Raw genomic sequence first — 14,000 nt, forward strand, 5'->3', positions numbered from 1 at the left:
CGCATGGCCACCATTCCCATTACCAAGCGCGGCGCTGAAATGCTCAAGGAAGAGCTGCACCGCCTCAAGACCGTGGAGCGTCCTGCGGTGATCGCTGCCATTGCCGAAGCACGCGCCCAGGGTGACCTGAGCGAAAACGCCGACTACGACGCAGCCAAGGACCGCCAGGGTTTCATCGAAGGCCGCATTCAGGAGATCGAGGGCAAGCTCTCGGTAGCCCAGGTCATTGACCCCAGTGCGGTCGACGGTGGCGGCAAGGTGGTGTTTGGTGCCACGGTCGAACTGGAGGACGAAGACTCTGGTGACACGGTGAAGTACCAGATCGTGGGCGAAGACGAGGCTGACCTCAAGCGAGGCTTGATCAATATTTCCAGCCCCATCGCGCGTGCGCTGATTGGCAAGGAAGAGGGCGATACCGCCGAGGTGCAGGCCCCCGGCGGCATTCGTCGCTATGAAGTGGTGGCGGTCAGCTACCAGTGAGCGTGCACGGCATGTCCCGCCGCCTCCCTGCCCTGGTCGCTGCACTTTGGTGGGGCAGTTTGACCACCATCGGGTTTCTGGTCGTGCCCATGCTGTTTGCCCATCTGCCTTCGCCCACGATGGCGGGCAACATGGCGGCCAAGCTGTTTGCGGCGCAGACCTGGGTGGCGGTGGTGTGTTGTGTGGTGCTGCTGCTCTTGTCCAGGCCTCGGCATGGACTGGCCCAATATCCTTGGGCACGCGCTGCCATGCTGTTCGTTCTCGGTGGCCTGCTGCTGGCGTTGCTCAACCAGTTTGGCGTTGCGCCCCGCATTGTGGCCCGGCAGGACTTGCGTCTGTGGCACAGCGTGGGGACGGTGATGTATGCAGCGCAATGGGGCTGCGCCTTGGCAGTGTTGTGGCAAACGCTGCGGCCGGGAGCGCACGCGGCAGAGGAAGAGCGGTCCGCCAGCGATTGACGGTCAAGTGAGCGATTCGCTGACAAATCTACTGCGGCATAGACTTTTTTTAGAACAAGCCGGCCCGCCGCCGCGCCTATTCGTGCCAGTGTTCCGCCACCCAGGTGGCTGGGCGGATGTAGCGAAACCGCCGGTTGCGCCGGCCCGCCAGGGCATCCGGGGGGTTGCATTCCCCATGAAAAATCACGATGCGTGCACCTTCCGGCACAAACGGCGCGCGCCAGTAGTTGGTAGGCCAGGGGGGGATTCCGTGGTACTTGAAACTGGGGCACCACGCGGCGGGCCAGTATTGCAGCTTGCCCTGCTTGTGCAAGAAGTCTGACAGGTAGGCTTGCTCATTGCGGAACTGTGCCCGGATTTCGGCGAAGTGCTCGCGAAAATACGCCAGCACATCGGGGTGCGCACCCAGTTCAAAGCGGTACACGGACGAGTTGCCGGTGATGCGCCACGGACGCTTGTAGTCGTGAATGATCAGAAATTCGCCGGGTTGGGTGAAAAAATCATCCAGGCTGCCGGTGATGACCACATCCACGTCCAGAAACAGGGCCGTGCCGCGCAGCCCGTGCAAATCTGCGCTGAAGGTGGCCAGCTTGGTCCAGCCCCGCTCGGGAATGCCGGGCGGCAGATCCAGTGCGGGAATGGGCAGGCATTGCACTTCGCTGCGGATGCCGGTGCTGTCATCGGTAAGACAGACAAAGCGAAAATCCCCGCTCAGGTGCCTGCGCACCATGGCATACAGCCGGTTGACGTATTCGGGGCCGTATTTCGTGCCCCATTTCATGCAGAGGATGTGGCGCGTGGGCGCCTTGCCGGCAGGTGCTGCAACGGTTGCAGGTACTGCCGAGCCTGCATCGTGGCTCATCAGTCGGCCTGACGCTTCTTGATGGATTTTTGCTTGGGCTTCGCCCGCTTGATCTGGCCGCCCGAGGTGAGGCGCTGGTTACCGAGCACGCGCAACTGCTTGATCTCGGGGCGTTGGCCACCCCGCTTGCTGTACTTGAGCACCTTGACGTCGCGGGGGCCGGGCATCCTGTCTTCATCGACGGTGCGCTCCTTGACAGGTTGAGGCCGCCACAGCACCAGCAGCTTGCCGATGTGCTGGATAGGCGCGGCGTTGAGTTCAGCGGTCAGCTCCTGGTACATCAGCTCGCGCGCGGTGCGGTCATCGTTGAAAACACGCACCTTGATCAGGCCATGGGCGTTGAGGGCGGCGTCAATTTCCTTCTTGACGGCGGGGGTGAGGCCATCGCCGCCAATCAGGACCACGGGGTCCAGGTGGTGGGCAGCGGCGCGTTGTTCCCGGCGCTCGGCAGGAGTCAGTTGAATTTGGGGCATCCCCGTATTATGTCTGCGGCCCGGCTGGATGTGATTCCGGCTGACATGCGCAGCGCTGATGGCAGATCAGCCACTGCTGCGATTGCCGAGAGACAATACCGTCATATGAAAGTCAAAACCCAGAGCAAAAAGGTGAACAAGGCGTGGCTCAACGACCACGTGAACGACACCTATGTCAAATTGGCACAGAAGGAGGGTTACCGCGCCCGTGCCGCCTACAAGCTCAAGGAGATTGACGAGCAACTGGGCCTTATCAAGCCGGGATATACGGTCGTCGATCTGGGCTCTACCCCGGGGGCATGGAGCCAGTATCTGCGCCGGCGCCTCTCACCCTCGGGTGCTGCAGCAGGGCAGCTCAACGGGGTGATCATTGCGTTGGACATCTTGCCCATGGAGCCGATTGAAGGTGTCACCTACCTGAACGGAGATTTTCGGGAGCCCGAAGTGCTGGAGCGCCTGGAGCAGGTGCTCGACGGCCGGGTGGTGGACGTGGTTGTGTCGGACATGGCGCCCAACCTGTCGGGCATCGAGTCGGCCGATGCGGCGCGGATTGCGCACTTGGTGGAGTTGGCTGTGGATTTTGCTTGCAACCATTTGAAACCGGAGGGCGCCCTGGTGGTCAAGCTGTTCCATGGCAGTGGGTACAGCGATCTGGTCACCTTGTTCAAGCAGACCTTCAAGGTCGTCAAGCCCCTGAAACCCAAGGCTTCGCGCGACAAGTCCTCCGAAACGTTCCTGGTGGGTATGGGGCTTAAAAAGTAGCCTGTCCAGGCTTGCCTCAGGTCAAGAATCCGTGAACTTTGGCGCCAAAGCCCGCGCTGATTCCATGGGCGTGAGGGGGAATAGGGCTGGCCCCGTGGCTTGAAAGACCTAAAATGGGCCGCACATGCGTGCCATGACGGCAGTGTGTCCGTTTTCTGTTCCCCGCAACTGGAGCCCCGCTTGAACAATCAGTGGTTTTCAAAAATTGCCGTATGGCTGGTCATCGCCATGGTGCTGTTCACGGTGTTCAAACAGTTTGACACCCGCAGCGGCGCAAGTGCAGGCCACGTCGGGTATTCCGAGTTTCTGGACGAAGTCCGCAACAATCGCATCAAAAGCGCCACCATTCCTGAAGGGCTGAGCGGCGGCGAGATTGTGGCGGTCACGACCGATGACCGCAAAATCCGCACGAATGCCTCGGTGTTGGACCGTGGTCTGGTGGGCGACCTGCTGAACCATAACGTCAAGTTCGACGTGAAGCCCCGTGAGGAAGGTTCCCTGCTCATGACGCTTTTGGTCAGCTGGGGCCCCATGCTGCTGCTGATTGGCGTATGGGTGTACTTCATGCGTCAGATGCAGGGCGGCGGCAAGGGCGGTGCGTTCAGCTTCGGCAAGAGCAAGGCGCGCATGCTGGACGAGAACAACAACCAGGTCACGTTCGCGGACGTGGCGGGCTGTGACGAGGCCAAGGAAGAAGTGAAGGAAGTCGTGGACTTCCTGAAGGACCCGCAGAAGTTCCAGAAGCTGGGTGGCCGTATTCCCCGTGGCCTGCTGCTGGTCGGCCCGCCCGGTACCGGTAAGACCTTGCTGGCCAAGTCCATCGCGGGCGAAGCCAAGGTACCGTTCTTCAGTATCTCGGGCTCCGATTTTGTGGAAATGTTCGTTGGCGTGGGCGCGGCTCGCGTGCGCGACATGTTCGACAACGCCAAGAAGAACGCCCCCTGCATTATCTTCATCGATGAAATCGACGCAGTGGGCCGCCAGCGCGGTGCTGGACTGGGCGGCGGCAATGATGAGCGCGAGCAGACCCTGAACCAGATGCTGGTTGAGATGGACGGCTTTGAGACCAACCTGGGTGTGATCGTGGTGGCTGCCACCAACCGTCCCGACATCCTGGACGCCGCCCTGCTGCGCCCCGGCCGTTTCGACCGGCAGGTATACGTGACGTTGCCCGACATCCGCGGCCGCGAGCAGATCCTGAATGTGCACATGCGCAAGATCCCGATCGGCCAGGACGTGGCCCCTGCGATCATCGCCCGTGGTACGCCCGGCATGAGCGGTGCCGACTTGGCCAACCTGTGCAACGAAGCGGCTCTGATGGCTGCGCGCCGCAATGCGCGCACCGTGGAGATGCAGGACTTTGAGAAGGCCAAGGACAAGATCCTCATGGGCCCCGAGCGCAAGAGCATGGTCATGCCCGAGGAAGAGCGTCGCAACACGGCCTACCACGAGGCGGGTCACGCCCTGATCGGCAAGCTGTTGCCCAAATGCGACCCGGTGCACAAGGTCACCATCATCCCCCGTGGCCGCGCCCTGGGTGTGACGATGAGCCTGCCTGCGCAGGACCGCTACAGCTATGACCGCGAATACATGCTCAACCAGATCAGCATGCTGTTCGGTGGTCGTATCGCTGAAGAAGTGTTCATGAACCAGATGACCACCGGCGCCAGCAATGACTTTGAGCGCGCCACGCATATCGCCCGTGACATGGTCACCCGCTATGGCATGACCGATGCCCTGGGCCCCATGGTCTACGCCGAGAACGAAGGCGAAGTGTTCCTGGGCCGTTCGGTCACCAAGACCACCACCATGAGTGAGCAGACCATGGAAAAGGTGGACATGGAGGTGCGCCGCATCATCGATGACCAGTACAACCTGGCGCGTCGTCTGATCGAAGAAAACAGCGACAAGATGCACGCCATGGCCAAGGCCCTGCTCGAATGGGAAACTATCGATACCGAGCAGCTGGATGACATCATGGCAGGCAAGGAGCCCCGTCCTCCCAAGGACTGGACACCACGCACTCCGCCCTCGGGTGGCGATAACTCCAGTGGCGGTACTCCTGCAGTAGCTACGGACACCGCACCGACAGCAGCCTGACCAGGCTCTCGGTACAGCCGTTCAGACGGGGCCTTGTGCCCCGTTTTTCGTGGCGTTCCATTTTTCACTGCGAATTTGTTGGCTTGGCCTCTCTTTCGCGAATCTGCATGGGTTCGATCGACACATGATCTGGCAAACCTCTCGCTTCGCCATTGACCTGACCCGTCCCCAGGTCATGGGTATCGTCAATGTGACGCCGGACTCTTTCTCCGACGGGGGGCGTTATGGCTCCACGGCTGCTGCGCTGCGGCATTGCGAGCAGCTGCTGAAGGAGGGGGCCGATATCCTGGACATCGGTGGCGAGTCCACCCGGCCGGGCAGCCCCGCGGTACCCCTGGACGAAGAGCTGTCTCGTGTGGTGCCTCTGGTGCGTGAGGCGGTCACCCTGGGTGTCCCGATCTCGGTGGACACCTACAAGCCCAACGTCATGCGCGCGGTGCTGGACCTGGGGGCCGACATCGTCAACGACATTTGGGCCCTGCGGCAGCCAGGCGCTGCGGCGGCGGTGGCTGCGCACCCGCAGTGCGGCGTGTGCCTGATGCATATGCACCGCGACCCGCAGACCATGCAGCAGGCGCCCATGGACGGGGACGTGGTGCCACAGGTGCTATCATTTTTGCAGCTGCAGGCGCATAATCTACTAGCGCTTGGGGTTGAAAAGACTCGTATTCTGCTGGATGCGGGCATTGGCTTCGGCAAAACGTTGGAACAAAACTTTGCCTTGCTGGCGCGGCATTCTGAATTGCTGGCTGCTGGCTATCCGCTGCTGGCAGGGTGGTCACGCAAGTCGTCGCTGGGCGCGGTGACCGGGCTGGAGGTGGATCAGCGCATGGTGCCCAGCGTGGCCGCCGCCGTGCTGGCGGTCGAGCGGGGCGCTTCGGTAGTGCGTGTGCACGATGTGCGCGAGACCGTGGCGGCACTGGCCGTGTGGTCTGCGATGCAGCGATCTGGCTGAGGGGCCAGTGATTTGAGAGCAGGTTGTGGGACGCCAAGTCCTCGCCTGTGAGAACAACATACAGAGATCCGTACGAGGAGACGCCAGAACATGACACGCCAATACTTTGGAACCGACGGCATCCGTGGCACCGTCGGGCAGCCGCCCATTACGCCGGACTTCGTGTTGCGCCTGGCCCATGCGGTGGGCCGCGTGTTGCGCCGTACGGAAGAGCGCCCTACGGTGCTCATTGGCAAAGACACGCGCATCTCGGGCTACATGCTTGAAAGCGCGCTGGAGTCTGGCTTCAACTCGGCAGGGGTGGATGTGGTGCTGCTGGGGCCGCTGCCTACGCCTGGCGTGGCGTATCTGACCCGTGCCCAGCGCGCCAGTCTGGGTGTGGTCATCAGCGCCAGCCACAACGCCTATCCCGACAACGGCATCAAGTTCTTCAGTGCGCAAGGCACCAAGCTGTCGGACGCCTGGGAGCTGGCGGTAGAGGCCGCGCTGGCCGAGCCACCGGTCTGGGTGGACTCTGCCAGCCTGGGCAAGGCGCGGCGTCTGGATGACGCTGCCGGGCGCTACATCGAGTTCTGCAAAAGCACCTTTCCTCAGGACCTGACACTCAAGGGCTTGAAGATCGTGGTGGATGCGGCCCACGGTGCCGCCTACCAGGTGGCGCCCAAGGTCTTCCACGAGCTGGGTGCAGAAGTGCTGTCGATTGGCTGCGCGCCCGACGGCCTCAACATCAACCACGAAGTGGGCGCCACACATCCCGACGCCTTGGTCCGCGCCGTGCGCGCGAACCGTGCCGACTATGGCATCGCGCTGGATGGCGACGCAGACCGGCTGCAGATCGTGGACGCCACAGGGCGGCTGTACAACGGCGACGAGCTGCTGTATCTGATGGCCGCAGACCGCATGGGCCGTGACGAGCATGTGCCGGGTGTGGTGGGTACCCTGATGACCAACATGGCGGTGGAAGTGGCACTGCAGGCCAAGGGCGTGAAATTTGTGCGCGCCAAGGTCGGTGACCGGTATGTACTGGAAGAACTGGCGCGCCACCACTGGGTGCTGGGCGGGGAGGGCTCGGGCCACCTGCTGGCCCTGGACCGGCACACCACCGGCGACGGTTTGGTGAGTGCGCTACAGGTGCTGCAGGCCTGTGTGCGCAGCGGTCGCACGCTGGCGCAGTTGCTGGCAGACATCACCCTGTACCCGCAGGTGTTGCTCAATGTTCGCCTGGCGCCCGGGCAGGACTGGAAGGCCAACCGCCTGCTGGCTGAGACCACGCAGGCGGTGGAGCAGCAACTGGGCTCCTCGGGCCGCGTCTTGATCCGTGCCAGTGGCACCGAGCCCTTGCTGCGTGTGATGGTGGAAGCGCGCGACGCGCAAGTGGCCAGCTCCTGTGCGCAGCGGCTGGCAGATGCCGCTCGTGCGGGCTGAGTATCTGGTCTTTCAGCGGAGCGCGGCAGCGTCTGTCGCACCCCGAGTGGTCTTGAGTCGGCTTAGTGTGCGGCAGTGTGCTGCCGCATGAAGCGCTCCAGCTGCTCTGCGGGCAGCGGTGTGCTGAAGTGGTAGCCCTGCGCCTCGTCACAACCCTGTTCGTGCAGAAAGGCCAGCTGGCTTTCGGTTTCCACTCCCTCGGCGGTGGTGCGCATCCCCAGCGCCTGCGCCATGCGGATGATGGCGCTGACGATGGCGCGGTCGTTGCTGTCGTTGCCCAGGTCGCGCACAAAGGATTGATCGATCTTCAGCTTGAAGATCTGGAACCGCTTGAGCTGGCTGAGTGACGAGTAGCCCGTTCCGAAGTCGTCCATCGACATCCGTACGCCCCGTGCATGCAGCTGGTCCATGGTCGCCACGGCCGCGTGGGGATCGTCCACGGCCACACCTTCCGTGAGCTCCAGTTCCAGCGAATCGGGGGGCAGGTCAAACTCCACGAGCACCCGGCTCACCAGTTCAGGCAGCTGTGGCTGGCGAAACTGGATCGCCGACAGGTTCACGGCCATCGTGAGTTCGGGAAACCCGGAGCTGCGCCATGCCTTGAGCTGGGCCAGTGCCGTGCGCAGCACCCACTCGCCAATCTGCAGAATCTGTCCGCTGTCTTCAGCAATCGGGATGAACTCTCCAGGAGAGATGGGGCCGAGCTGGGGGTGTTGCCACCGCAACAGGGCTTCCACACTGCGCACGGTTCCCGTGGCCAAGTTCATCTGCGGCTGGTAGTGCAGGTGGAACTGCTCCCGTTCCAGGGCGCGGCGCAATGCGTTTTCGAGTTGCAAGGCGCGCACCGACTGGGCCTGCATCTCGGGGGTGAAGAAGCGGAAGGTATTGCGCCCATCCAGCTTGGCGCGGTACATGGCCACGTCGGCCGACTGGGTCAGCGTGTCGAAGTCGTGTCCGTCTTGCGGAAACAGCGCAATGCCCATCGACGGGGCCATCGTGAGCTCGTGGTGGTCGATCTGGTACGGCTGGCGCGACGCCTCCTGCAATTTGCTAGCGACCCGGGCTGCGCCCCGCGCATCTGCTCCGGGCAGAAGCAGGATGAACTCATCACCGCCCAGGCGAGAGACCGTGTCCTTGTCGCGCACCACGGCGCGCAGCCTTTTGGCAATTTCGACCAGCAGTACATCGCCCACCCGGTGGCCCAGAGAGTCGTTCACATGCTTGAAGTGATCCAGATCCAGGAAGATGACGGCCAGGGGCGTCTGGTTGTCTTGCGCCAGCCGAATGGCCTGCTGCGCGCGTTCTGCCAGCAGGGCCCGGTTGGGCAGACCCGTCAGCGCATCGTAGTGAGCCAGCCAGTAAATGCGCTCCTGGTCAGCCTTGCGATCATTGATTTCACGGTGCAGGTTGGCCACGGTTTCGCGCAGCTCGCGCGTGCGGTCTTGCACCTGTCGCTCCAGCTCCTCATGGGCCTGGGCCAGCATCGCCTGTGCGCGTTTGCGGTCGGTGATGTCCATGGTGATCCAGATGGTGCCCTGGGCTGGGTCGGCCGGATCGATGCATTTGCTGCGGACTTCACAGATGACCGGGGTGCCGTCCTTGCGGCACAGCTCCACTTCGCCCTCGTACGACTGCCCCGCCACCAGCGTGGGGTAGCAGCGGTCGCCCACTTCTTGCCAGGCAGCATCGCTGGCGTACCAGCGGCGGGACGAACAGCCCATGAGTTCGCCCGGCTCAAAGCCCAGCATCTGCTCAAAATGGTGGTTGCAGCGGGTCAAGTGCCGGTCGCGCAAAAACACGATGCCCACCATTGCGCTGTCGAACAGCAACTGCTTTTCGCGCACTGCGGCATTCAGCGCAGCCTGGGCACGCTTTTGCTCATCGATGTCGTCCACAATCCAGATCGAGCCTTCGCCGGTGTCGTGCGGATTGATCAGGCGCCCTGTCAGGCTGCCCCAGAATAGCGTGCCGTCCTGGCGACAGAGTTGGCGTTCAATACGGAAGGATTGCCCCTGGGCCAGCGCAGGATAGGCAGTGCGCCCGAGGTCCCGGAAGGCATCCCGGTCTGGGTAGAAGGCTTCGGTGTTGAGCCCTACCAGGTGGGCTGGGCTGGCGTAGCCAAAAATTTCGGCATACCGCTGGTTGCAGCGCACCACACTGCGCTGGCGAAGGAACACGATGCCCACGCCCGCGCTATCCAGCAGGATCTGTTGTTCACGCAGGGTGCGTTGCAGTGGGGTGTCGGTAGGCACTCCGGCGCGCCGCGAGGGCGGAGTGCTGAACAGCGAATACATAAGACCAGTACAGGCGGCAGGGCCAGACGGCCTCAAAAATTGTGCCAAAGTGTAGCAGCGGCAGCTTACAAGCCGTTTGAGGGTAAGCCTCAGGTACTGCGTTGCAGGTTCTGCCGTAGGACTGACGCCGGTGCAGTTGTCTGGAGTCCTGGCCCGAGGAGGGGCTGAGACACGTCGCCCGGTTGCTTTGGGCGGGTTCCTAGCGTCCCAGGTGTTCCCGCAGATAGGCCTCAAACGCATCGGCCGCCAGCGGGCGACTGAACAGGTAACCCTGCCCCTCATCGCAGCCCTGCGCGCGCAGAAACTCCAGCTGGCCATCCGTTTCCACCCCTTCGGCAGTCGTCTGCATGCCCAAGGCCTGCGCCATGCGGATGATGGCGCTGACGATGGCCCGGTCGTTGGCGTCATCGTCGAGGTCGCGCACAAACGACTGGTCGATCTTGAGCTTGTAGATCTGAAAGCGTTTGAGATAGCTCAACGACGAATATCCGGTGCCAAAGTCATCCATCGACAGCCGAACACCCCGGTCATGCAATTGGTCCATCATGGCCAGTGCAGCCGCGGGGTCGTCTACCGCAGCCCCCTCGGTCAGCTCAAGCTCCAGCCGGCGCGCAGGCAGTCCGGCTTGTTGCAGGCAGCGCGTCACCATCTCGGGCAACTGGGGGTGGCGGAACTGCACCGCCGACAGGTTGACCGACACCGCCCGCAGGGGCAACTGCAGGTCCAGCCAGCGCTTGGCGTCGTGCACGGCGGTGTTCAGCACCCACTCGCCAATCGCCACGATCATGCCGCTGCTCTCTGCGACGGGGATGAACTCCGCCGGAGACACCATGCCCAGTTCGGGATGCTTCCAGCGCAGCAGCGCTTCGGCCCCGACCACCTGGCGCGTGGCGAGTGATACCTGGGGTTGGTAGTGCAGCTCGAACTGGTTGCGTTCCAAAGCGCGGCGCAGGGCGTTTTCGATCTGCAACGCCCGGGCGGTGCGCGCCTCCAGATCGGCAGTGAAAAAGCCAAAGCGGTTGCGCCCGCTTTGCTTGGCACGGTACATGGCGGCATCGGCGCGCTGGTACAGCGTGTCGAACGAGTCTCCGTCCGCCGGATACATGGCGATGCCCACGGACAGGGTGGTGGTGAGTTCATAAGGCTCTACCTGAAAAGGCTGGGCCACCGCAATCAGCAGGCGCTGTGCTAAGTCAGCCGCCTGCATCGCGGAGGCGGCGGGTAACAGCAGCAGAAACTCATCGCCCCCCAGGCGCGACACAGTGTCCTGCGTGCCCAGCAGCGACTCCAGCCGCCGCGCCACGGCCACCAGCAGGATGTCGCCGATGCGATGTCCCAGCGAGTCGTTGACGTTCTTGAAATGGTCCAGGTCCAGGAACAGCATGGCCAGCGTACCGCCCCGCGCTTTCTCTTGTTCAATGTGGCGCTGGGCGCGCTCCGCCAGGAGCGCACGATTGGGCAGATCGGTGAGGGGGTCAAAATGCGCGAGCCGCTGGATGCGGTCCTGCGCCTCGCGCTGGAGCGTGATGTCGCGGAACAGCGTGATGGAGTGGGTGGTGCTGCCGTTGCCGTCGCGCACACGGCTCACAGACAGCCACTGGGGGTAGGTCGATCCGTCCTTGCGGCGGCCCCAGGCTTCACCTTCCCAGTGTCCGTCTTTGGAGAGTTGGGTGTACACCAGGTCGGCATCGAAGTCCCGGGTGGACTCTGCCACCGTCAGCAGGCGCATTGACTGCCCCACCGCCTCTGCTTCGGAGTAGCCGGTGATGCGGCTGAATGCCCGGTTGATGCGCACGATGGTTTGGGCTGCATCGGCAATCACGATGGCCTCGCCGCTCTGGTCAAACACCTGGGCTGTCAGCTGCAACTGTTCCTGGGACCGCTTGCGTTCGGAGATGTCACGGGACAGCACAATGAACCGGGGTTTTCCTCCTGCGGATCCTGCCTTGCGGGCTGCAGAAAGCTCGAACCAGGTGGGCCCCAGGCCGGGCAGGTCCAACATGATCTGGCGCCCGGTGGACCACCCCTGGGACTGTGCTTCGTTGAGCACGTCCATCACGGTCAGCGCAGCCAGTGCAGGCAGCACGTCTGTGACATTGCGGCCGATCAATTGCTCCGCAGGGCCCATGAGTAACTCGGCACGCGGGCTGTGTACGCTGCAATAGCGGCCGTCTTGATCGATTTCAAACAGCGGATCGGGAATCGCGTCGATGGTGGCACGCAACTGTTGCTGTGTGGCCTGGATCTCGGACGTGCGCTGTGCTACTTGCGTCGCGAGACCGCGTTCATGCGCCTTCAGTTCGACCAGCAAGCGTGCGAGGTAGCCCATCAGCAATGCAAACAGCAAGCCCAAGGCGCAGCGCAGGGCCAGCACGCCGGGCGCTCCCCATCCTTGGGCAGGGGACAGGCTGAGCGTCCACTGGCCATTGGGCAGGGTGAGTGAGCGACCCACAGCGTCCTCAGCGGACGGAGGGGCAGACGCCGCGATGGTCTGCTCTTGATGGTTGTCCGGGCGAACACGCCACAGTCGATAGTGGAAGCCTCGCTCGGTGAGCTGCGGCAGGCGCGCAGTTGCCAGCACCTCTGGAAGGCGGATGGTGACGTACGTGAACCCCCAGAAGTTGCGGCGCCCCAGGTCATCTTCCAGATACACCGGTTGGCGCCCCACAACGCCCAGGCCGCCCTGCACCAACTCCATGGGGCCTGCCAGCGTCAGCAAGCCGGACTCGCGGGCGCGGGCGGCTTCCACCCCTTGGCGGGGGTCGTTGAGCTGGTCAAAACCAATCGAATTTTCGTTACCCGCGCGGGGAACGACTTGCTGCACCACCCCACCTGGGGACAGACCCATGGCCGCGATGCCCGGGTAGAACGGCAGCATCTGCATGCCGATTTCTTCGAACTGGGGAACGTTGCCATGGCCCTGCCGCACCAGGGCCACCAGGGTGTTGTTGGCCGACAAGGCCAACTCGATGGCGCGCTGCAGGGCCTGTACGTGGTCGCCCGCCACATCTGCCGCCTGGGTGCGCTGCTGCGCGCGTTCCTGCCGCTCCAAGGTCCAGACCAGTGCTCCAGCGCAGGCCGCTGCCAGCAAAAAAACAGCGGCAAAGGCGGCAAGAGGGCTGCGGGTGGAGGGCGGGGCGGCTGAAGACACGACGAAGTTCCTCAATCCATTATGCAGGCCCTCGGTGGGCGGGAGGGCCCCAGGGGCGAGGGAAAAACATGTCACGACGCTGACATGCGGTGGACACGGGCATGTCACGCGCGGCTTTCACACTCCCGGCCAGGGAAGCGGATTCCCGCCTCGGTTGGAGATGCCAGCTGAGCCCGTTTTAACCGAAGGAGACGTTGTCCATGAACGACCTGCCCACTCTGATGCAGTTGTCCACATCGCCTGAGGCGGCCGGCACCGGCATTGTTCAACGCCCTGCCGTTGTCCCGGGCGCGGCGCAGGTTGCCCCGGCGCGTGGCGCCATTGAGGTGACCTGGGCCAGGCATTTGGATGAAGTCCGCGAGGCGCAGCGCCTGCGCTTTGAGGTGTTTGCGGCAGAGATGGGCGCTCGATTGACGACCCCCGTTCCTGGCCACGACGTGGACCTCTTCGACGACTACTGCGAGCACCTTCTGGTGCGCGACGCCCAGAGCCTGCAAGTCATTGGGACTTACCGGGTGCTGACGCCTGCGCAGGCCAAACGGGTGGGCGGAACCTACAGCGATACCGAATTTGACTTGACGCGCCTGCGCACCTTGCGCCCCCGGATGGTGGAACTGGGTCGTAGCTGTGTGCACCCCGATCACCGCCACGGCGGCGTGATCATGGCGTTGTGGAGTGCACTCGCAGACTTTATGGTGCGCAACGAACTCGACACGATGATCGGCTGTGCCAGCATTCCCATGCTTCACAACGGCGTGGTCAGTGGCGATGCGGCCGCCAGCATCTGGCAGCAAGTGCGCAAGACCCATCTGGCGCCTATCGAGTACCACGTGCTGCCGCGCTTGCCGCTGCCCGTGGAGCATCTGGACGGCTCGATTGCCGTAGACCCACCAGCCCTGATCAAAGGCTATCTACGACTGGGCGCCCGTGTGCTGGGCGCGCCGGCCTGGGATCCAGACTTCAATACCGCCGACCTGCCGATGCTGATGCGGCTGGCCGACTTGCATCCCCGCTACCGCAAGCATTTTCTGGGGGCTTGA

11 protein-coding genes are annotated in these 14,000 nt (G+C 63.3%); 7 read left to right on the forward strand and 4 right to left on the reverse strand.

Translation table 11 applies throughout. The annotated features are described in order from the left end of the window. Positions 1 to 3 precede the first annotated feature (3 nt). Positions 4 to 480, forward strand: a complete 477-nt coding sequence (gene greA, locus ACODSU_RS18580) for a transcription elongation factor GreA (RefSeq protein WP_209820385.1) — start codon at positions 4 to 6, stop codon at positions 478 to 480. Between the two features lie 11 nt (positions 481 to 491). Next, entirely contained in the window at positions 492 to 938 is a 447-nt protein-coding gene (locus ACODSU_RS18585) for a DUF4149 domain-containing protein (protein ID WP_488843836.1), read from the forward strand. A 76-nt stretch (positions 939 to 1,014) separates the two neighbouring features. On the opposite strand, the gene ACODSU_RS18590 is transcribed toward ACODSU_RS18585, so the two are convergent. Both ACODSU_RS18590 and ACODSU_RS18595 read right to left on the reverse strand, forming a co-directional pair. Continuing rightward, positions 1,015 to 1,800: a glycosyltransferase gene (locus ACODSU_RS18590; RefSeq protein WP_209820387.1), complete on the reverse strand. Its 786-nt coding sequence runs from the start codon at positions 1,798 to 1,800 to the stop codon at positions 1,015 to 1,017. Then, complete coding sequence (locus tag ACODSU_RS18595) at positions 1,800 to 2,273, reverse strand: YhbY family RNA-binding protein (protein WP_488843838.1); 474 nt, start codon at positions 2,271 to 2,273, stop codon at positions 1,800 to 1,802. The genes ACODSU_RS18590 and ACODSU_RS18595 overlap by 1 nt, the downstream gene beginning before the upstream one ends. A 105-nt stretch (positions 2,274 to 2,378) precedes the next feature. On the opposite strand from ACODSU_RS18595, the gene ACODSU_RS18600 reads away from it, so the two are divergent. From ACODSU_RS18600 to glmM, 4 genes are all read left to right on the forward strand, one after another. Then, complete coding sequence (locus tag ACODSU_RS18600) at positions 2,379 to 3,035, forward strand: RlmE family RNA methyltransferase (RefSeq protein WP_488843840.1); 657 nt, start codon at positions 2,379 to 2,381, stop codon at positions 3,033 to 3,035. 180 nt (positions 3,036 to 3,215) lie between these two features. Then, positions 3,216 to 5,135, forward strand: coding sequence for an ATP-dependent zinc metalloprotease FtsH (ftsH, locus tag ACODSU_RS18605; RefSeq protein ID WP_015013574.1), 1,920 nt, complete (start codon positions 3,216 to 3,218; stop codon positions 5,133 to 5,135). Positions 5,136 to 5,259: 124 nt separating this feature from the next. Next, positions 5,260 to 6,090 (forward strand): dihydropteroate synthase, encoded by an 831-nt coding sequence (gene folP / locus ACODSU_RS18610; RefSeq protein ID WP_488843843.1) that lies wholly within the window; start codon positions 5,260 to 5,262, stop codon positions 6,088 to 6,090. 90 nt (positions 6,091 to 6,180) lie between these two features. After that, entirely contained in the window at positions 6,181 to 7,515 is a 1,335-nt protein-coding gene (glmM, locus tag ACODSU_RS18615) for a phosphoglucosamine mutase (protein ID WP_291445732.1), read from the forward strand. 62 nt (positions 7,516 to 7,577) lie between these two features. On the opposite strand, the gene ACODSU_RS18620 is transcribed toward glmM, so the two are convergent. Together ACODSU_RS18620 and ACODSU_RS18625 are read right to left on the reverse strand one after the other, a co-directional pair. After that, positions 7,578 to 9,809: a sensor domain-containing protein gene (locus tag ACODSU_RS18620; protein ID WP_488843846.1), complete on the reverse strand. Its 2,232-nt coding sequence runs from the start codon at positions 9,807 to 9,809 to the stop codon at positions 7,578 to 7,580. Positions 9,810 to 10,008: 199 nt separating this feature from the next. Continuing rightward, a complete protein-coding gene (locus ACODSU_RS18625) occupies positions 10,009 to 12,960 on the reverse strand; it encodes a bifunctional diguanylate cyclase/phosphodiesterase (protein ID WP_488843848.1) in 2,952 nt (983 codons plus the stop codon). Positions 12,961 to 13,160: 200 nt separating this feature from the next. Between ACODSU_RS18625 and ACODSU_RS18630 the strand changes: the two genes are divergently transcribed. Then, positions 13,161 to 14,000, forward strand: coding sequence for a GNAT family N-acetyltransferase (locus tag ACODSU_RS18630; protein ID WP_209820393.1), 840 nt, complete (start codon positions 13,161 to 13,163; stop codon positions 13,998 to 14,000).

It is taken from the genome of Acidovorax sp. FG48 (assembly GCF_057809085.1).

Excerpts from the sequence above, each read along its gene's own strand:
- greA (WP_209820385.1), top strand. The coding sequence starts at position 4 with ATGGCCACCATTCCCATTACCAAGCGCGGCGCTGAAATGCTCAAGGAA.
- ACODSU_RS18585 (WP_488843836.1), top strand. The coding sequence starts at position 492 with ATGTCCCGCCGCCTCCCTGCCCTGGTCGCTGCACTTTGGTGGGGCAGT.
- ACODSU_RS18590 (WP_209820387.1), bottom strand. The coding sequence starts at position 1,800 with ATGAGCCACGATGCAGGCTCGGCAGTACCTGCAACCGTTGCAGCACCT.
- ACODSU_RS18595 (WP_488843838.1), bottom strand. The coding sequence starts at position 2,273 with ATGCCCCAAATTCAACTGACTCCTGCCGAGCGCCGGGAACAACGCGCC.
- ACODSU_RS18600 (WP_488843840.1), top strand. The coding sequence starts at position 2,379 with ATGAAAGTCAAAACCCAGAGCAAAAAGGTGAACAAGGCGTGGCTCAAC.
- folP (WP_488843843.1), top strand. The coding sequence starts at position 5,260 with ATGATCTGGCAAACCTCTCGCTTCGCCATTGACCTGACCCGTCCCCAG.
- glmM (WP_291445732.1), top strand. The coding sequence starts at position 6,181 with ATGACACGCCAATACTTTGGAACCGACGGCATCCGTGGCACCGTCGGG.
- ACODSU_RS18620 (WP_488843846.1), bottom strand. The coding sequence starts at position 9,809 with ATGTATTCGCTGTTCAGCACTCCGCCCTCGCGGCGCGCCGGAGTGCCT.
- ACODSU_RS18630 (WP_209820393.1), top strand. The coding sequence starts at position 13,161 with ATGAACGACCTGCCCACTCTGATGCAGTTGTCCACATCGCCTGAGGCG.